17 protein-coding genes are annotated in these 17,306 nt (G+C 60.4%); 3 read left to right on the top strand and 14 right to left on the bottom strand.

What is annotated here, in order from left to right; genetic code table 11:
- The first annotated feature begins 199 nt into the window (after nucleotides 1–199).
- Together JKG68_RS26255 and JKG68_RS26250 are read left to right on the top strand one after the other, a co-directional pair.
- Nucleotides 200–1,045 carry a LysR family transcriptional regulator gene (locus JKG68_RS26255; RefSeq protein ID WP_376773213.1) on the top strand — a complete coding sequence of 282 codons (846 nt, stop codon included), beginning with the start codon at nucleotides 200–202 and terminating at the stop codon, nucleotides 1,043–1,045.
- A gap of 469 nt (nucleotides 1,046–1,514) precedes the next feature.
- The gene (locus JKG68_RS26250) at nucleotides 1,515–2,027 is read left to right on the top strand and encodes a TY-Chap domain-containing protein (RefSeq protein ID WP_202064675.1); all 513 of its coding nucleotides are present in this window, start codon (nucleotides 1,515–1,517) and stop codon (nucleotides 2,025–2,027) included.
- A gap of 15 nt (nucleotides 2,028–2,042) precedes the next feature.
- Here the strand turns inward: JKG68_RS26250 and soxA are convergent, their stop codons facing one another.
- From soxA to JKG68_RS26210, 8 genes are read right to left on the bottom strand one after another with little or no spacing between them, the layout of a single operon-like run.
- The gene (soxA, locus tag JKG68_RS26245) at nucleotides 2,043–2,837 is read right to left on the bottom strand and encodes a sulfur oxidation c-type cytochrome SoxA (RefSeq protein WP_202064673.1); all 795 of its coding nucleotides are present in this window, start codon (nucleotides 2,835–2,837) and stop codon (nucleotides 2,043–2,045) included.
- On the bottom strand, nucleotides 2,834–3,154 hold the full coding sequence (soxZ, locus tag JKG68_RS26240; protein WP_202064671.1) for a thiosulfate oxidation carrier complex protein SoxZ: 321 nt from the start codon (nucleotides 3,152–3,154) through the stop codon (nucleotides 2,834–2,836). Before soxZ ends, soxA begins: the two co-directional genes overlap by 4 nt.
- A gap of 2 nt (nucleotides 3,155–3,156) precedes the next feature.
- The gene (locus JKG68_RS26235) at nucleotides 3,157–3,624 is read right to left on the bottom strand and encodes a SoxY-related AACIE arm protein (protein WP_202064669.1); all 468 of its coding nucleotides are present in this window, start codon (nucleotides 3,622–3,624) and stop codon (nucleotides 3,157–3,159) included.
- Complete coding sequence (gene soxX / locus JKG68_RS26230) at nucleotides 3,621–4,061, bottom strand: sulfur oxidation c-type cytochrome SoxX (protein ID WP_202064668.1); 441 nt, start codon at nucleotides 4,059–4,061, stop codon at nucleotides 3,621–3,623. Before soxX ends, JKG68_RS26235 begins: the two co-directional genes overlap by 4 nt.
- A 13-nt stretch (nucleotides 4,062–4,074) precedes the next feature.
- Nucleotides 4,075–5,343: an FAD-dependent oxidoreductase gene (locus JKG68_RS26225; RefSeq protein ID WP_376773212.1), complete on the bottom strand. Its 1,269-nt coding sequence runs from the start codon at nucleotides 5,341–5,343 to the stop codon at nucleotides 4,075–4,077.
- 9 nt (nucleotides 5,344–5,352) lie between these two features.
- Entirely contained in the window at nucleotides 5,353–5,628 is a 276-nt protein-coding gene (locus JKG68_RS26220; RefSeq protein ID WP_202064667.1) for a c-type cytochrome, read from the bottom strand.
- Nucleotides 5,629–5,677: 49 nt separating this feature from the next.
- Nucleotides 5,678–7,852 carry a xanthine dehydrogenase family protein molybdopterin-binding subunit gene (locus JKG68_RS26215; RefSeq protein ID WP_202064666.1) on the bottom strand — a complete coding sequence of 725 codons (2,175 nt, stop codon included), beginning with the start codon at nucleotides 7,850–7,852 and terminating at the stop codon, nucleotides 5,678–5,680.
- A 19-nt stretch (nucleotides 7,853–7,871) separates the two neighbouring features.
- Nucleotides 7,872–8,330: a (2Fe-2S)-binding protein gene (locus tag JKG68_RS26210; protein WP_202064665.1), complete on the bottom strand. Its 459-nt coding sequence runs from the start codon at nucleotides 8,328–8,330 to the stop codon at nucleotides 7,872–7,874.
- A 412-nt stretch (nucleotides 8,331–8,742) separates the two neighbouring features.
- Here JKG68_RS26210 and JKG68_RS26205 point away from each other — a divergent pair, with 412 nt between their 5' ends.
- Nucleotides 8,743–9,162, top strand: a complete 420-nt coding sequence (locus tag JKG68_RS26205) for a c-type cytochrome (RefSeq protein ID WP_202064664.1) — start codon at nucleotides 8,743–8,745, stop codon at nucleotides 9,160–9,162.
- Here JKG68_RS26205 and JKG68_RS26200 read toward each other — a convergent pair.
- From JKG68_RS26200 to paoA, 6 genes are all read right to left on the bottom strand, one after another.
- Nucleotides 9,143–10,774, bottom strand: coding sequence for an FAD-dependent monooxygenase (locus JKG68_RS26200; protein ID WP_202064663.1), 1,632 nt, complete (start codon nucleotides 10,772–10,774; stop codon nucleotides 9,143–9,145). The genes JKG68_RS26205 and JKG68_RS26200 overlap by 20 nt on opposite strands.
- Nucleotides 10,775–10,776: 2 nt before the next feature.
- Nucleotides 10,777–11,805 carry an amidohydrolase family protein gene (locus tag JKG68_RS26195; protein WP_202064661.1) on the bottom strand — a complete coding sequence of 343 codons (1,029 nt, stop codon included), beginning with the start codon at nucleotides 11,803–11,805 and terminating at the stop codon, nucleotides 10,777–10,779.
- A gap of 117 nt (nucleotides 11,806–11,922) precedes the next feature.
- Nucleotides 11,923–12,897 (bottom strand): Bug family tripartite tricarboxylate transporter substrate binding protein, encoded by a 975-nt coding sequence (locus JKG68_RS26190; protein WP_202064659.1) that lies wholly within the window; start codon nucleotides 12,895–12,897, stop codon nucleotides 11,923–11,925.
- A gap of 396 nt (nucleotides 12,898–13,293) precedes the next feature.
- Nucleotides 13,294–15,513 carry an aldehyde oxidoreductase molybdenum-binding subunit PaoC gene (gene paoC / locus JKG68_RS26185; RefSeq protein WP_202064657.1) on the bottom strand — a complete coding sequence of 740 codons (2,220 nt, stop codon included), beginning with the start codon at nucleotides 15,511–15,513 and terminating at the stop codon, nucleotides 13,294–13,296.
- A 3-nt stretch (nucleotides 15,514–15,516) separates the two neighbouring features.
- Nucleotides 15,517–16,467: an FAD binding domain-containing protein gene (locus JKG68_RS26180; protein WP_202064656.1), complete on the bottom strand. Its 951-nt coding sequence runs from the start codon at nucleotides 16,465–16,467 to the stop codon at nucleotides 15,517–15,519.
- Nucleotides 16,464–17,099, bottom strand: coding sequence for an aldehyde dehydrogenase iron-sulfur subunit PaoA (gene paoA / locus JKG68_RS26175; protein WP_202064654.1), 636 nt, complete (start codon nucleotides 17,097–17,099; stop codon nucleotides 16,464–16,466). The genes JKG68_RS26180 and paoA overlap by 4 nt, the downstream gene beginning before the upstream one ends.
- Nucleotides 17,100–17,306: the final 207 nt, after the last annotated feature.

The following is a 17,306-nucleotide window of genomic DNA, read 5'->3' as shown; positions in this document are numbered from 1 at the left end:
CACCATCACCGCCCAGGATGCCCGAGGCTGGATCAGGCATGCCGGCTATGCTCTACACTGAAACTAAAAGCGCTTTAGCTGCCCTTCGCTTAACTTCTCAGGAGTGCCAGATCCGGACCTCCCGCTTTAGAGTGAGAATGCTTCGTTACCGAGCAATGTCTGCTAGGGGGCGGTATAGAACTGCTTTGCTGGCGAGAGATTGGGCATTTCACAGCCGGCCGTCAGCAAGCTGTTGAAGGGCTTCGGTGAGAGCTGCGGCTTCAAGCTCTTCATGCGCAGCAATGGCCGCTTGGTTCCAACGCTGGAGGCGCGCCTTGTGGCGGCAGAGGTCGAGAAGCTGATCGCCGGCACGGAGCGGATTGAGCGAATAGCAGCGGCCGTGCGGAACCGCGAGTGGGGCCAAGTCACAATCGCGGCGCTCCCAGCTCTAGCCTCACGTTATCTGCCACGGGCCCTTTCTCCCTTTTTGGCTGAGCAGCGGGATCTGCGTCTGACGCTCCAAAGCCGGGCCTCGCCGCGCATCGCGGAACTCGTCATGGCGCAACAGGTCGATATCGGTCTCAGCATCCTTCCCTTCGACCATCCGGACGTGACGGCCGAGGCTGTCGTCCGATTTGATCTCATGTGCTTTCTGCCAGCACGGCATCCGCTCGCCAGGAAAGCCACTGTCGGCGTGGAGGCTTTGCGGAACGAGTCGTTTATCTCCCTGGAAAGAGACGATTGCTCCCTAATGACAATCGATCGGGTATTTCAGATGCGCGGCGTACAAAAGCGCAATCAAATTGAAGTGCCGATGTCGGAGACCGCCTGCAGCTTCGTCGCCAATGGCATTGGCGTCTCTATTCTCCCGTCTTTCGTCGGGATGGACTTCCCATCGGATCAGTTGATCCGTCGGCCGCTGCTTCCTAGGACCTCGATGGATATTTGGCTTCTGACATCGAGCAGACGTCCGCTATCCCTTGCGGCCCAGCAGCTCGTCGAGTTCATCCGTGAGGCTTTGGTGCAATTTCAGCAATCGCGATCTGCGGTCTCCATCGAGCATTAAGGGCTCGCCGCGATGCACTGCCACACAGTGGACTACGCGCAGACTCGTCGAACGTAACCTCTGCTTGCGGGAACCGTCGGGACATTGGGTATGTGCCAGTCCGGCGTAGGGCATACCGGCTCCCGCGCGACGCCGGGGGAAGGTCAGTTCCGGGTTAAAGTGAAAGGTTGGACGAACCAAATGAAGGTCCGCTTATCGCATCTTTGCAGAAATTCGGCGTACTTCCGGAACGTGCCAAGAGCGGCCATTCACTTCGTTTGAATTTCGGCTGCAACTGATGTGCTCAGTCATTACGGCAAAGTACCGCAAATGTAACTGCAATACTGTCTTTAGAGACGAAGGTGCGGATTCGAAATAGTAATCGGGCTAGGGTCAGTCCAGTACCACCTACCGTCTTATGCGATTAATTTTGGGGAACCGAATATCCTGGGCTTTGTTGGTTGGTATCGCCTGCATGGGGAGGAGCTCGATGATCTGCTGGCAGAAGACTCTTCAGGTCGCAACCTTCATGCTGTCCGTCTCTGCCGCCGTTTCGGGAGCAGCAGTTGCTCAGCAGGCAGAAGAGGCGTCGTGCTCAGGGACGATGACTCAGCAACTGAGACGCTTCAGCGAGAAGTGCCTGTCCGATCTAGTGACTTTCGTGGCCTCGCAGCCGGACATGACGGCAAAGGTCTACAGCGAGAAGGAGAAGTACTTCGTCTCCGTCATCCGAACCGACGATGGGCTGCTCGCAGAGGCCATTAGCAAGTTCAACTATCCTTTCATGAAGGAGGATACCCCTGAAGCGCTCAAGCGGCTCGGCTGGATGCCCCCGGAGAACGAATCCGACAATTGGAAGAAGAAGATCCCCAGCGGTCAGGTCAGGGCCGGCGCCGCGGCCCAGGAACTGAGCCAGGCTCTTACAGCTTATGGGCTCAAGCAGGGGGAGGCGATCTCTCTGACCGTGGGCCCCAAATTGGCGGACAAGCCCACGAGTGGCTAGCCGCACTCGAGCTCACTAGGGCCGAACGGCTGGTGTTTCCAGAGGCATGCCCATGGCACGGGTCATCAGGAACAATTCGAGTTCGACATATTCCTGCGAGCCGTACGGGTACGGCTCCGCCCGCACGCCTATCATGCAGTTTCGTAGCCGCCGCTGCAGGGATCCCAAGCCCTGCCATTCCAAACGATAGAGAGGGTAGCCCGTTGGATGAGACTGAGGGATCACGCTGCTGGCAAGTCTTCTCCCCCAGTTGTTGTCGTGGCAATTGGCGCAGGAGAAGTTCAGCTGGCCCTGCCGCTGTTCATAGAGTTCCTGCCCCCGGGCGCGGAATGGGTCAAGGCGCTTGTCTTCACCCGTGGTGATGGGCATGCCTCGCGACTGCCTTCCGATGAAAGCCGAGAGCGCGAGGAGTTCTCGGCTTTCGAGCGGAAAAGGGGTCGTGTCCTGGTTGGTCTTCCGACAGACATTGATGCGGCTCTGGAGATCAATCGGTCTTCCGCTCCCGGCAAAAAAGACAGGATAGCGCGCGGCAACGCCTTTCATGCTCACTGCTGCATCTCCGTGGCACTCGGCGCAGGAGCGCCCGGTCGCACCTGCCTTCGCGTTCCAGAGGGCCTCGCCTTCGGCGACCCACAACATGCCTGGGTTCGAGAAGTCATCCTGCTGGGTCGCCTGAGATTCCGGGCTCATGAACTCGAATCCGGACTTGCGCTCGGACGGTGGCGCTTGAGCAATGGCAAGAGAGATGCAAATGCCCAGCGCGCCTCCGAATCCGGCGGTTAGCGCAAAACCCTTCAGCACACCCCTCATTCGACCGCGATCTCTGCTGTCTCGAGATAAGCCTGCCCCCGATCATCGATCCATCGGAACGCGATCCGTCCGCTCTCCGTTGCTGTGGTGGTGAAGGAGAAAAACGGGTTGGCGGCTATGGCCGGGAACAGATCTGCGCTGAATATCTCTTCGCCATTATACGTGCAGATGAAGCGATTGATGATGTCGCGCGGCACAAGCGCACCGTCGGTCCCGGTTCGATATCCCGTTTCCATCGGGTGCGAGATCAGGGCCTTGATCTCGATGATGTCGCCTCGCTTGGCCTTGGCGGGAACATTGATGAGCGCGCGTGCCATGTTCAACTCTCCACGCAGGCCGGCAAGGTGACGATGAGTTCGGCCTTGTCGGACCAGAATGTGCCATCGCTCAGCTGGGCAATCGCAACGATGTTCTGGGAGTCTCCCAAGCGGATGCGGGTGGAGACAAGGGCGTGCCCGGCTCGCGGATTCAAGTAGAAAAGGGCCACGTTTGGCTGAGGATTGCGTTCGTTGAAGATGGCGATCCTCTTCACGTAGTCCTGTGCGGTCATGGGGCTGTCGACCTTCACGGTCAGGGGTACGGAGTTGCCGTTTTCCACGAGCGGGGGGATCTCGAGGATCACCCTTCCCTCACGCACGTCCGCCCCGCCAACGAAGGCTTTGATGGCCGCAGCCATGCTCTCAGGCGTCGCCCGAGCGGGGCGTGCGATGATCAGCGCCAGAGCGCCCGCACCGGCTGCAAGTATTTCACGCCTTGAAGTCTCAACGGGTCCCGGCTTCCGGCTCATGGCGTCTCCGTTAGCGTTGTGAGGAACGCCACCACGTCCTCGACCTGCTCTGCGCTCAACACGGGCTTATCCTGCCAGTTCCGCCCGACCCGAACGAGACTATCCATGGCGTAGTAGGGCGGCATGATTGTCGCAGGATTCAGCCGTCTGCTGTCGACGATCTTGAGCCTCAGCTGGCCTTCCGACCAGCGGGTCCCCACCCCTGCCAGGTCTGGGGCGAGGTTTCCTTGAAAGCGCTGCTCCGGAAAGGGGCCGGCGTGGCACAGCAGGCAAAGGCCTCTCTGACGATCCACCACGATGGCACGACCGCGGGCAGGATCCCCCTTGGCCCCAGTCAGCGGCACTGGAATGGCATCACCCACGATCTCGTAGGGGCGCACGTCCTGCGCCATGGCCTGACTGGAGAGGAGGGCAAGTAGGACCAGAGCTGCCGCCATCGCCAATCGCCTATCAGCCGTAGACTTCACGGGTGATGGTCTGGAACCAAGCTTCGGCATAGATAGCTTCCTGAGCCCTGAAGGACGGCGGTGCATTGACAGGACTGGTGCCGCCGGCACCCTCCACATCGGCCAGTAGACCATTTCGTGGAGTGTACACGCCAGCGACGGAAATGCCGTAATCGGGCGCCACAAGGCTGTAGCAGGTGTTGATCAGCTTGGGCTCAGCTGGAGCCTCGCCTCGGAGGAGGCTGGCAACAGCCGCAGCGCAGACCTTTCCTTGGGCATTGGCAGAAAAAGCCGACTTGGGCATGCCACCTGCAATCGAGGCATCGCCGATGACGTGAATATTCGGCTGGAGACGGGACTCGAAGGTCACGGGATCGATGGGACACCACCCAGTCCGATCCGCAACGCCCGCTACCTGAGCGATTTCGCCGGCGCGCTGCGGCGGGATGACGTTGACGACATCGCCTTTATGCCGTCCGAAATCGGTGACCAGTGTCTTGGCCTTGGCATCGACCTCGATCACCTTGCCCCCGGACGATAGGGACACCCACTCGATCATGCCGGGATAGAGATCCTGCCAGGCTGCCTGGAATAGGCGCTGTTTGGAGAAGCTGTCCTTTGCATCCAGGATGAGGAGTTTGGATCGTGGCTTATGCGTCTTGAGGTAATGCGCAACCAGACTTGCCCGCTCGTAGGGTCCCGGCGGGCAGCGGAACGGATTGGCGGGAGCCGCCATGACGAAGGTGCCGCCGTCATCCATCGCTTCGAGCTGGCGGCGCAGGAGAGTCGTCTGCTCCCCAGCCTTCCAGGCATGCGGCATGACCGTGGCCGCCGCCTCGTCATAGCCGCGCAAGGCATTGAACCTGATGTCTACTCCTGGCGAGAGAACGAGACGGTCGTAATCCAGCGACGAGCCATCCTCAAGCGCGATGCGCCGCGATTGCGGATCGACGCCGGTTGCCTTTTTCTGGATGATGTCAATTCCGCCCTTCTCAACAGCATCCAGCTTGAGCTGTTGCGCCTCAATTGGGCGCAGGCCGGCAAGCACCGCGTTGCTGAAGGGGCAGGCAGTGTAGACAGCGTTCGCTTCGACGAGGGTAACGGCCAATCCCTTCTGCTTCAGTTCCCGAGCGCACGTAGCCCCTCCGAAGCCTCCTCCGACAACGACCACCTTTGGCGACGCTTGAGCAGCCGTTCGTCGGGAGAATGCAGCGGCGGCTGCTCCCACGGCTGCCGTTTTCAGAAGCATCCTTCGGGTAAGCACTTGCAGCATGCGAGCCTCTTATGGTTGCTGACTGAGCCAGGATGCGATGGCCTGGGTTTCCTCATCCGTGAAGCCCTTGGCAATGCGATCCATGACCGTTGCCGGACGCTGACCCGTCCGGAAGTCCTGCATGGCAGCGACGATCTCCCCTGAGGGATAGCCGTGAAGCGGAGGAAAGACCGCACCAGGGGTGCTAGGATCATGACAGCCGGAGCAGGCTGTGGCGCCGGGGGGCGCCACGTTTTGAGCCATCGCAGGCACCGTTAAGGCCATGATGGCGAACGCCGCCGACATCTTGCCTCTCAGCATGCGAGCAGATGCCAGATGCAACCTGATCACAGCCTCAAGCCCTGCGCAGATCGGCTTTCGTCAACGGACCTGAGCGGATTCGCTTTCCAGTCGCGGCGAAGATGGCGTTCAGCACCGCTGGCGCCGCCACGAAGATCGTCGGCTCGCCGACACCGCCCCAGAAGTCCCCCGATGGCATCACGATGGACTCCACTTCGGGCATCTCGTCCATGCGCATCATTTGATAGGAGTCGAAGTTCTCCTGCTCCACTTTGCCGTCTCTCAGCGTGATCTCGCCGTAGAGCAAGGCTGTCAGCCCATAGACGAAGGATCCTTCGATCTGGGCAGCGATCTGCTGAGGGTTAACCGCATGGCCGCAATCCGTCGCTGCCACGATGCGGTGAATTTTCAGCACCCCGTTATCGCCGACCGAGACCTCCGCACAGGCTGCAACGTAGCTGCCATATCCCATGTGCTGTGCGAGCCCGCGGTAGACGCCTTGCGGCGCTGGCGTGCCCCAACTAGCCTTCTCTGCCACCGCGTTGAGCACAGCGAGGTGCTTGGGATGGTTGACGAGCAGCTTGCGCCGGAACTCCAGTGGATCCTTGCTGGCGGCATGCGCCAGTTCGTCCATGAAGCATTCGAGGTAGAGAGCATTCTGATTGTTGTTCACACCTCGCCAGAAGCCCGGCGGGATCGGCGGGTTTCGCATGGCATGATCAATGAGCAGATTCGGGATTGTGTAGCCGAGCACGCCTTCCGTCCCGCTCGGGTTCAGACCCTGGAACGTCGCCGGATCCCGCCCGTTCTGGAGCCCTTGAGGGTTGACACCCGCCAGGATCGATTGACCCGAGATGCGCATGCGCAACCCGGTCAGGTTCCCGTCCGCATCGAGAGCTCCGACTATCCTGGCCTGCGTGATGGGGTGATAATGCCCGTGCAGCATATCCTCTTCGCGGGACCAGATCAGCTTCACGGGCGTGCCCGGCATCTCCTTGGCAATCAGGACCGCCTGACGGACGTAGTCATGGCTTGTGGCGCGCCGGCCGAAGCCCCCGCCGAGGTTCTGGCGATAGACATCGCATTTATCGATCGTCAGGCCCGAGGCGGCGACTGCCGTTGCGAGGGCAGCCTCGGCATTCTGCGTTGCCGTCCAGACTTCGCATCTGTCATTGGTCCAGAGAGCCGTGGCGTTCATCGGCTCCATGGTGGCGTGATGCTGGTATGGGAAGCCGTAATCCGCTTCCACTTTCTTGGCTGCACCTGCGATGGCAGCTTTGATGTCACCGGCCTGATTGCCGACGAAGGCCTGCTCCGCCGCAAGCCCCTCCTTCAGCATCTGATCGATGCTCTCACTGGAGAGTGCCGCATTCGGGCCCCCGTCCCACTCGATGGGTAAGGCATCGAGCGCCGTCTTGGCTCGCCACCATGTGTCGGCAACAACTGCGACTGCGTTGTCGCCAACGGCGACGACTTTCTTGACGCCGGGCATGCCTTGGACTTGTGCGGCATCAAAGCTCTTGAGCTTCCCGCCGAAGACCGGGCAGGCCTTGATGGCAGCATTCAGCATCCCCGGACGTTTCACATCGATGCTATAGATCTGGGAGCCGTTCAGCTTTTCGGCGGTGTCGAGCCGCTTAACGGGCTTTCCAGCGATCGTCCAGTCCTTGGGATCCTTGAGCTGCACGTCCTTCGGAGCTTCGAGCTTCGAGGCTGCTTCAGCGACCTTGCCATAGGTTGTCGTGCGGCCTGACGGCGAATGAGTGATCACGCCTTTTACGACTGTACACTCACCGGCTGGCACGCCCCACCCGTTGGCAGCAGCCTGGATCAGCATCTGCCGGGCAGCGGCGCCTCCCTTGCGCATGTAGTCGTGCGAGTCACGGACACCCCGGCTTCCGGCCGTTTGAAAATTGCCCCAGACGCGGCTGCGGGCAACGTTCTGGCCCGGGGTCGGATACTCGGTCGTCACCTTCGACCAATCGCATTCAAGCTCCTCGGCAACGAGCTGGGCAAGGCCCGTTAGGGTCCCCTGCCCCATCTCAACGCGACCGATCCGAACCACCACCGTTTCGTCGGGTCTTACCATCACCCAGGCATTGATCTCCGGGGCGCTTTGCGCGAGAGCTTCGCTGGCGAAGGGAATGCTGATTCCTAACGCCAGCCCCCCTGCTGCTGCAGCGGAACCGACAAGAAATGAGCGGCGAGAGGCATCGAGTGCTGCAGGCATTGGTTCCTCCTGATCTCGGTCAGCCGCGGTTCTCTGAGGCGGCGAGCTTGATGGCTGCCTTGATGCGATTGTAGGTTCCGCATCGACAGATATTTGTCATCTCGGCTACAATGTCTTCGTCGGAAGGATTGGGGTTGGCCTGAAGGAGCGCCGCAGCGGCCATGATCTGACCAGTCTGACAATATCCGCATTGTGGAACATCAAGTTCGAGCCAGGCCTTCTGCAACGGGTGCGACGTGTCTGGAGACAGCCCTTCGATGGTTACGATCTTATGCTCAGAAGTAACCGCCGATATCGGAAGACTGCAGGACCGTGTGGCGACGCCATCCACATGAACGGTGCAGGCGCCGCATTGGGCAACGCCGCAGCCATATTTTGTGCCGGTCAGTCCGACCTGCTCGCGTATAACCCATAAGAGAGGTGTGTCCGGTTCAGCGTCGACACGATGAACAGTTCCATTGATCGTCAGGTTGACCATCTCGTTCCTCCCGATTTTTGGATTATGGGTGCATCTTCACGCACAGCTGAACTATGAGTCTTAGAACAATTCGAATGCTAGTCAATCATTCGTGACTGAATGGAGTAGGAGACCAACAATCCTATATCTCAGTTCCAGCTATGATCGATTTTACCAATTGAGTGATACTGCAAGATGTGTTGAACGAACCTCTTGGGGAAAGTCGACACAATGATCGGAAGTTTTGACGCATTGCACATAATGATTGTGCGATGCGTCAATTCAGTAGAGAGCGAACCGTTAGCGGCTGTTTTGGGCCGATCGCTCTCCTCAGATTCTCTGCCCGCAGCAGAACTGCGGGGCAGAGTCTATGGAACCGCTATGTCATTCTCTAGTTTTGCCTTGGCAACCGTGACCACTGATAGGCTTTCCGATGCGCATTTCACTTCTCACATTCATCACTCTGGCATTCAGTCCGACAATGGTTCAGGCCCAGGACGTAGAGGCCGGCGAGAAGGTTTTTGCGCAATGCCGCGCCTGTCATCAGGTTGGCCCTGCTGCCAAGAATGCAGTTGGTCCGGTGCTCAACGGGCTCTTCGGCCGAAAGGCTGGAACAGTCGAGGGTTATAACTACTCCCCTGCCAACAAGAACTCAGGCATCACCTGGGATGAAGCGACATTTTCCGAATACATCAAGGATCCCAAGGCGAAGGTGCCGGGCACCAAAATGGTGTACGCTGGCCTCAAGGACGAGCAGAGGATCAAGGACCTGACTGCTTACCTCAAGCAGTTCGATGCCTCCGGCCAGAAGACGGCGTCCGCCAGAAGCGGGATCACGGTCGCAGGGCACTAGACGGCGCTGGCTGCTGCTCTGCACCAATAACCCGCTCCAGGACTTCTGCTCCTTCAGCGCCGCTGTCGCTGGAAGTCCACGCGACGAACTGGTCAGGGCGGATAAGGATCAATCTTGCCTGATACTGCTCGCGGCCCTCAACGAAGGTATCCGTGATGATCTTGAGGGGCACACTTCTTTGTTTGGCGGCTGCTTCGAAGGATTTCAGAGTCCTTTCATGGACGTCCAAGCCCAGCAGACAAAAACCCTGACCTAGATCCTCGAAGATGTTGCGGCCTGACGAGAGAAGCACAGGCGCAAGGTGATGTCCTGCGCGCGCCGCAAAGCTATGTGAACCGAGGGCGCTGCATCCGCTGTCAGGTTCTCCCCACACAATCGAGGAGCCGCGGTAGTTAGGCTCAAAGGCATTGATCTCGGCCTTTGCGCCGGAGCTCCGAGCGTGCCATTCTCGCTCAAACGTGCTCCGATCACGATCCGGATTGAACGTATCGAGGAAGTGTCTGTCGGCCGCGATGGCTCGCTCGATAAAGTCTCGCGCCGTCGACTGAAAGACCGGCTTTCGCTCTTCATCGTAAGTGTCCAGGAGCTTGGAGCCGGCCCAGCCTCGCAACGCGGCGGCAAGCTTCCATCCAAGGTTTGCCGCGTCCTCAAGACCAGTATTGATACCGTAACCACCATAGGGCGGATGGCTGTGGGCCGCATCACCGGCGATGAAGATGCGGTCCTTTCGGTAAGTGTCGGCCGTGGCAACTCGCAGTTCCCAGAATCCGATGTGTTCAAATTCCACGTCGAACTCTGCCCCTACGGCGGATTGAAGATACTGGCTGAAGTCGAAATTATCCTTGGTCGTTCCAAGGGGGACTGGTGCATGGAAGAACCAAGTTGTTCCAAGGTCTACACGACCGAAGAATTTCCAGTATCCCTTAAGTTCTGGGTCAAGGACATTGTAGTACGATTTACCGGGGAACCGCTCAAGAAGCTGATGGAGACCTTTGGAGCGGAACACCAGAAGGACCATGAGCCGGTCGTGGTCAGAGCGTGTCTGGGTAATGCCACTCTGCTCCCTCACCAAAGACCGGCTACCATCACAGCCTACAACGTACTGGGCATGCAGAACTCGTCGGTCACCCTGCTCGCGCTCGGTAATGACGACATGCACGCCATCATGGTCCTGACTTACCTCCTCGACGCCCCACCCATATAGCGTGCTGACTTCCGGGATCTCGGCAGCCCGCTGCCGGAGTACTGCCTCTGTTGCGTATTGGGGCAGCCGCTCGTTATCGGTGAAATAGAATGGCCTTACGAGTTCCCGCTGAAGCCAGTCGTAGGTATAATTCCCAAGTAGAGTTCCATAGGCCGTCAAACCTCCAATCCCGTATTCGCGTGGGATCGTTCGCGCAGCACGCAAAGCCTTTTCCGCACCCCAAAAGTAGAAGTGCTCCATCGTCCGCTGAGTTAGATTCTGCCCTTTTGGAATAGGCTGCGGAGACGTGTAGCGCTCGACGACGACGCAGTGGATTCCACGCTGCCCAAGCTCGATCGCCAGCCCCATGCCGACAGGGCCGCCTCCGACGATGACGACTTGCGCGTCTTCCTGTTTTCCGTAGCTCATGGTCAGCTGGAGAAACTATGGCCGGTGAGCTTTTCCAGGTTCCTGAAGTAGATCTTCTCCTTATCCTCCTGGGACAGGTTCAGCCCCTCCAGAATCTGAAGTGTCTCACGGATGTAGCCGGGTCCCTGCTCGGGATCGAAGGGGCAGTCGGATGCGAACACGACATTGTCGACGCCGTAGAACTCGAGTCCGCACATGGTCGCAGCCTTCGAGCCGAACACGGCCGTGTCGGCGTAGAAATCCTGCTTGAAGTAGTCCAGCGGACGCTTCTTGAGGCTTTTCAGGAGAGAGAAGTAGTCCTCATCGGAGGTGCGCTTCCCAAGCTGATCCCATCCCGGCCCAACCCGCCCTTCGAAATAGGGCACCATGGCGCCGAGGTGATGCGCAATTATCTTGAGGTTCGGATACTTATCGAGCGTCTGCGAGAAGACGAGACGCGCCATGGCGACACTGGTCTCATAAGGCCAGCCGAAGGTCCACCAAATCTCATAGAGCGACTTCTTCTCATCGAAATAGTCCGGATGATTGGCGCCTCGGGACGGATGCAGCCATATGGGTTTGCGGAGTTCGTTCATAGCCGCGAAGAAAGCTTCGAATTCCGGTCGGTCGAGCGGCTTGCCAGCCACATTGCTGTAGATCTGAGTGCCGATCGCGCCGAGATCGCGGATCGCGCGCTGGGTTTCCGCGACACCGGCATCCAGAGTCGCGAGAGGGGTTTGGGCAACAAAGGCGGGAAAGCGGTCAGGATACTTAGCGCACAGTTCCGCCAGCCCGTCATTGCAGCGCTTGGCAAGTTCGAGCGCCGTATCCGGGTTGCCTCCCGAGATGATCTCCAGCGGCGGAGCCGGCAGCGATAGAACCTGTGCATAATCGGGGAACTTGTCCATTACGCGGAATCGCTCGTCGAGATCATGGATCGCCGGGATAGCGCGGGCACGGAGAACCATGTCTCCCATGTGGCCTGCCACTTCTCCCATTAGATCGTAGTAGCCCTTCGGAAAGAAGTGCGTGAACGCATCGATTCGCTTCATCGAAATCTCCTAATGAAATGTCTTGTGGAATGGGGCTTGGTGTCTCAGAGGTGGGCCAGGACAAAGCTCGCATTCAGAACTTGCTGATCGCTTTGCACACGGAACCGGTTTGGGTGCCTATTCCTGGGTGATGCCCGCGTCCTTGACCACTTTCGCCCAGCGGGGCAGATCCTGTTCGATGAGGGCCGCCAGCTGCTGGGGCGAGCCCCCGACCGGAACGAGTCCTTGCTTGGCGAACTGGTCACGGACATCGGGCGAGACCAGGATCTCGTTCACGACCTTGTTGTAGCGGTCGATGATGTCCTTCGGCGTGGCCGCCGGAGCGCTCAAGGCATACCAGAGATCAACCTCGAATCCGGAGACCCCTTCTTCCGCCAGGGTCGGCACATCCGGCGCAAGCGTGGAGCGCTTCTCGCTTCCAAGGGCGAGCAGTCGAACTTGGTTCTCAGCTGCCATCGGAAGCACGGTGTGCACCGGGACGAACATCGCGCCTACGTGCCCCCCCACCAGATCCTTCACGGCGCCAGCAGAGCCTGTATAGGGGACGTGTCGGAGATCCACGCCCGCCGTGAGCTTGAACAGCTCCATCGCGAGATGCTGCGGCGTCCCACGTCCGGGCGATGCGTAGGTGACCTGGCCGGGCTTGCCCTTGGCGTAGTCGATTAGTTCCTGTGTGCTCTTCACCGGGATCGAAGGATGGACGGCCAGAACAAGCGATCCTGTAGCAAGTTCGACGATCGGCGCGAAGCTCTTCACGGGATCGTAGGGCAAGCTCTTGGAGAGCGCGGCATTCATCAGGAACGTGTTGACGCTGAGCAGGATCGTATGGCCATCAGGCTCAGTACGAGCCGCCGCGGCCGCACCGATGTTGCCGCTGGCACCCGGCTTGTTGTCGATGATGACCGGCTGGTTCCACCGTTTACGCAGTTCCTCACCGACAATACGCGCCAGCACATCGGGCCCACTGCCTGGAGTGAAGGGGACAATGATGAAAATGTTCCTATCAGACAGGCCCTGAGCCTGTGTCAGGCTAGGTACGGCAGCCGACATCGCCAAAGCGGCGAGCAGGCTGCGGCGCGACAATACCGCCATGGGCTTCCTCCGAGTCGATTTCTTGCGAGGCTGCGATGGCGCGCAGTTACTGGCCTATTCCGGACCCCTCTTGGTAAGAAGAATGGAGTTCTTAAGGCTTTGGACAAGGGAGCAGAGTACTTCAGATGGAGGAACGGGATGGAGCGGATGGCTGGCGGATGCACCTGCAGAATGCTTCGGTGTGAGACGGGACCAAGCCGATCCGATGCTGAAATGCCACTGTTGCGACTACCAGCAGGCGACCGGCAGCGCCTGTGCGCCTCTCATGGTTGTGCCGGAAGAAGCTTTCCGGGGCTCTACATCCGGTTTGGGTCACGAGCAGGGGATCAGTGCGAAGGAAGGGACGTCCGACTTACCCCCAGCCCCCAGCTATGCAGCTTGAACGCGAGGCGCGTCTCAGACGGCCTCGGGCAGGCGGTTGATGAGCTTGTCCAGCGTGAGCGGATAGTCGCGGACGCGAACGCCGGTGGCATTGTAGACCGCGTTCGCAACCGCCGCTCCGACGCCGCAGATGCCGAGCTCGGCCACGCCCTTGGCCTTCATGGGCGACGACATCGGGTCGACCTCATCCAGAAAGATGACTTCCTGGTGCGGGATGTCGGCATGGACCGGTACCTCATAGCCCGCAAGATCGTGGTTGACGAAGAACCCGCGCCGCTTGTCCACGACCAGTTCCTCCATCAAAGCCGCCCCAACGCCCATCGTCATCGCGCCGATCACCTGGCTCCTCGCTGATTTTGGATTGAGGATGCGTCCAGCCGCGCACACCGCAAGCATACGCCGAACCCGAACCTCGCCAGTCGCTGCGTCGACCCCAACTTCGACGAAGTGGGCCGCAAAGGTCGACTGCTGGTGCGTTTTGGCGAGATCGCCATACTCAATGAGGTCTTCCGCAACAAGTTCGCCCGCGCTTGCGGCCTCGGCAAGCGCCACGCTGCGGTTACCCGATCGCACCTCGCCGTCCGAGAACACGGCGTCGGCGGCGTTGAAGCCGAGCTGCTGCGTGACAGCTTCGCGCAGCTTGACACAGGCAGCATAGACGCCAGCAGTCGCGTTGTTCGCGCCCCACTGTCCACCGGAGCCGGCGGAGGCTGGGAAGGCGGAGTCGCCGAGCCGGACGGCCACCTTGTCCAAGGCTACGCCCATCATTTCAGCCGCAGTCTGGGCGATGATGGTGTAGGACCCCGTTCCGATATCGGTCATGTCGGTTTCAACCGTGACCACCCCCTCATGGTCGAGCCGGACCCGCGCCGCGGACTTTGTCAGGAGGTTGTTGCGGAAGCCCACCGCCACGCCCGCTCCGACCAGCCAGTGTCCGTCCCGCACATGGGCAGGCTTCGGAGTGCGCTTGTCCCAACCGAAACGCTCCGCGCCAAGTCGAAGACACCCGACGAGATCCCGATGCGAGAAGCGGCGGTCGCGATTCTCCGGGTCGACCTGCGTGTCGTTCAGAATGCGGAACTGGACCGGATCGAGGCCGAGCTTTTCCGCCATCTCGTCCATTGCGACCTCAAGCGCCATCATGCCGGGCGCTTCGCCCGGTGCGCGCATGGCGTTGCCTTCTGGAAGGTCGAGGGGGGCGAGCCGCATGGCCATCAGGCGGTTTGCGCCCGCGTAGAGGAGCCTTGTTTGTGACACCGCCGTCTCGAGCTTGCCCTCAGCCAAATTACCGGAGGTGCTCTCGTGCGCGATTGCCGTGATCGTGCCGTCACGGTTCGCGCCGATACGGATGCGCTGGATCGTGGCAGGCCGATGGGTGGTATTGTTGGCAATGAGCGGGCGAGTGAGTGCCAGCTTCACCGGCCTGTGCGCCGCTTTGGCAGCAAGCGCTGCCAGCACGGCATCGGCCCGGATGAACAGCTTTGCTCCGAAGCCACCGCCGATGTAGGGCGAGTCGAGCCGAACGTTCTCTGCCGGGATACCAAGGATTTTGGCAATGCTGCGTTTGCTCCAGGCGATCATCTGGTTCGATGTCCAGAGGGTCAGCCGATCGCCATGCCATGCCGCGATCGTGGCGTGTGGCTCCATCATGGCGTGGCTCTCATCAGGTGTCGTATAGCTCTCGTCAAGCGTCACCGCCGCCGCCGCGAACGCGCCCTCGAAGTCGCCGACGCGGACCTCAGGGGGGCCGCTGCTGCCCTCGCCGCTATCGTCGCCAACGAGCGGGGCGTTCAGCGCCTCAGCGGCGAGGTCGAACTTACCTGCCTCGGGCTGGTAGTCGACACGGATCAGGTAGGCCGCGGCGCGGGCCTGCTCGAAGGTCTCCGCGACTACCACGGCGATCGCTTGGTGGTAATGCTGAATGACCGGTCCGCCGAACAGATAGGCGGCGTTCATCATGCCGCGCTCCAATCGCGGCATGTCGAGCGTCGTGACGATTGCCAGAACGCCTGGCGCAGTCTTGGCCTCCTCCAGGTGCATGGCAGTGATGCGGCCTTTAGCGATCCCAGACCCCAGCACGAAGCCATAAGCCTGGCCTGGGACAACATCGTGCCTCTCGTAGGCGTAGGGTGCCGTGCCGGTCGTCTTGTATGGTCCATCGATCCGGTCGGTGGGTTGGCCGACAACCTTGAGCTGATCGATCGGACTGGTAGTGGCGGGAGTGTCGAACCGCATGTCTCAGCTCCTCGCTTCGGAGATCACCGCGCCGAGCGTGCGCTCGACCAGCATGACCTTGAACGCGTTGTCGTGGGTCGGCTTGGCACTGGCGAGCAGCTGTTCAGTGACCACTCTGGGGCCGCGCGGCAGATCGGCTTCCGCCGCTTCGACCCGCCACGGCTTGTGCGCGACGCCGCCTACAGCCACACGTCCTGTACCGTCCCGCTGAATGACGGCTGCTACCGAGACAAGAGCAAAGGCGTAAGATGCGCGGTCACGCACCTTGCGGTAGATCTGCCGACCTCCCAGGTGAGGCGGCAAGCTCACGGCGGTGATGAGCTCGCCGGGCTCCAGCGTCGTCTCCAGGTGGGGAGTGTCGCCGGGCAGGCGGTGAAACTCAGCAATCGGGATAGTCCTGGTAGTGCTGTCGGGCCGCACGGTCTCGACCGTCGCGTCGAGCGCGCGCATGGCGACCGCCATGTCGCTCGGGTTGATGGCGATGCAGGCATCGCTCACCCCGATGATGCCGAGCTGCCGGCTGAACCCGTCTATGGCCGAGCAGCCGCTGCCGGGCTCGCGTTTGTTGCAAGGCTGGGCGGTGTCATAGAAATAGGGGCAGCGGGTGCGCTGGAGGAGGTTCCCCGCAGTTGTCGCTTGGTTGCGCAACTGGCCGGACGCGCCGGCGAGCAGCGCACGTGACAAGACACCGTAATCGCGCCGAACACGCTCGTCGGCAGCAAGGTCGGTGTTACGGACAAGTGCGCCGATCCGAAGCCCGCCTTCCGGAGTCGGCTCAATGGTGTCGAGCTTCAGCCCGTTCACGTCGACGAGATGGGTGGGTGCCTCGATCTGCAGCTTCATCAGGTCGAGCAGATTCGTGCCGCCTGCGATGAACTTCGCGCCAGGCACGCGGGCGACGGCAGCAGCGGCTTCAACAGGCGTATTTGCGCGCTCATAGGTGAAAGATCTCATCCTTGGCTCTCCGCAACTTCGGTCATAGCCTCGACGATGTTGGAATAAGCGCCGCACCGGCAGATGTTGCCGCTCATCCGCTCGCGGATCTCCGCCTCGCTGAGCTGCACCGTGGCAATGAGGTCGGCCGTAACATGGCTTGGGATCCCGGCCTTGATCTCCTCGAGCACCGCCACACCTGAGCAGATCTGTCCGGACGTACAGTAGCCGCACTGATAGCTATCGTGCTTGATGAACGCCGCCTGCATTGGATGCAGGTTCTCTCGCGTGCCGAGCCCCTCTATCGAGGTGACCTCCCCGCCTTGGTGCATCACAGCGAGCGTCAGGCAGGAATTAATCCGCCGCCCATCGACGATGACCGTGCAAGCTCCACACTGGCCATGATCGCAGCCCTTTTTCGTTCCGGTGAGGCGCAGGTGCTCTCGCAGGGCGTCGAGGAGCGTCGTGCGGGTGTCGAGCTCCAGCGTACGACCTTGCCCGTTCACGGTGAACGAGACCTGGGTCATCACAGGCGTCCCAACTGGCGCGGGTTGTGCCTTCACCGAAAGCGGCGCCGCCGCAACTGCCGCACAGGCTTCAGCTCCAGCCATCACCTCGCGCCGGTTCACATTCAGCTCGCCAGGATCCGACATATCGGCCCCCTTTCCTTTAAACCGCGAGGGTCATTTCCGCTCCGCAGTTGCCTGAGCTTGGCCCCATTCGCCGGAGTCGCGGCCGACTTTGCATCAGTCGACAACGGCCGATCGCCTAGAGTTGTTTCAACCTAACACTACAGTTGCACCTCCTGCGCATGGGTTCATAATCTCCTGATCTGACACAGGAGGCTGCCATGACGGGTG

It is taken from the genome of Microvirga aerilata, assembly GCF_016743775.1.
GTDB lineage: Bacteria > Pseudomonadota > Alphaproteobacteria > Rhizobiales > Beijerinckiaceae > Microvirga > Microvirga aerilata.
This window is presented reverse-complemented; position numbering and strand designations above follow the sequence as displayed.

Excerpts from the sequence above, each read along its gene's own strand:
- JKG68_RS26205 (WP_202064664.1), top strand. The coding sequence starts at position 8,743 with ATGCGCATTTCACTTCTCACATTCATCACTCTGGCATTCAGTCCGACA.
- JKG68_RS26195 (WP_202064661.1), bottom strand. The coding sequence starts at position 11,805 with ATGAAGCGAATCGATGCGTTCACGCACTTCTTTCCGAAGGGCTACTAC.
- JKG68_RS26225 (WP_376773212.1), bottom strand. The coding sequence starts at position 5,343 with ATGCTGCAAGTGCTTACCCGAAGGATGCTTCTGAAAACGGCAGCCGTG.
- soxX (WP_202064668.1), bottom strand. The coding sequence starts at position 4,061 with ATGGCGGCAGCTCTGGTCCTACTTGCCCTCCTCTCCAGTCAGGCCATG.
- JKG68_RS26210 (WP_202064665.1), bottom strand. The coding sequence starts at position 8,330 with ATGGTCAACCTGACGATCAATGGAACTGTTCATCGTGTCGACGCTGAA.
- paoC (WP_202064657.1), bottom strand. The coding sequence starts at position 15,513 with ATGCGGTTCGACACTCCCGCCACTACCAGTCCGATCGATCAGCTCAAG.
- soxZ (WP_202064671.1), bottom strand. The coding sequence starts at position 3,154 with ATGGCACGCGCGCTCATCAATGTTCCCGCCAAGGCCAAGCGAGGCGAC.
- JKG68_RS26215 (WP_202064666.1), bottom strand. The coding sequence starts at position 7,852 with ATGCCTGCAGCACTCGATGCCTCTCGCCGCTCATTTCTTGTCGGTTCC.
- JKG68_RS26180 (WP_202064656.1), bottom strand. The coding sequence starts at position 16,467 with ATGAGATCTTTCACCTATGAGCGCGCAAATACGCCTGTTGAAGCCGCT.
- paoA (WP_202064654.1), bottom strand. The coding sequence starts at position 17,099 with ATGTCGGATCCTGGCGAGCTGAATGTGAACCGGCGCGAGGTGATGGCT.
- JKG68_RS26220 (WP_202064667.1), bottom strand. The coding sequence starts at position 5,628 with ATGTCGGCGGCGTTCGCCATCATGGCCTTAACGGTGCCTGCGATGGCT.
- JKG68_RS26200 (WP_202064663.1), bottom strand. The coding sequence starts at position 10,774 with ATGAGCTACGGAAAACAGGAAGACGCGCAAGTCGTCATCGTCGGAGGC.
- JKG68_RS26190 (WP_202064659.1), bottom strand. The coding sequence starts at position 12,897 with ATGGCGGTATTGTCGCGCCGCAGCCTGCTCGCCGCTTTGGCGATGTCG.
- soxA (WP_202064673.1), bottom strand. The coding sequence starts at position 2,837 with ATGAGGGGTGTGCTGAAGGGTTTTGCGCTAACCGCCGGATTCGGAGGC.
- JKG68_RS26235 (WP_202064669.1), bottom strand. The coding sequence starts at position 3,624 with ATGAGCCGGAAGCCGGGACCCGTTGAGACTTCAAGGCGTGAAATACTT.
- JKG68_RS26250 (WP_202064675.1), top strand. The coding sequence starts at position 1,515 with ATGATCTGCTGGCAGAAGACTCTTCAGGTCGCAACCTTCATGCTGTCC.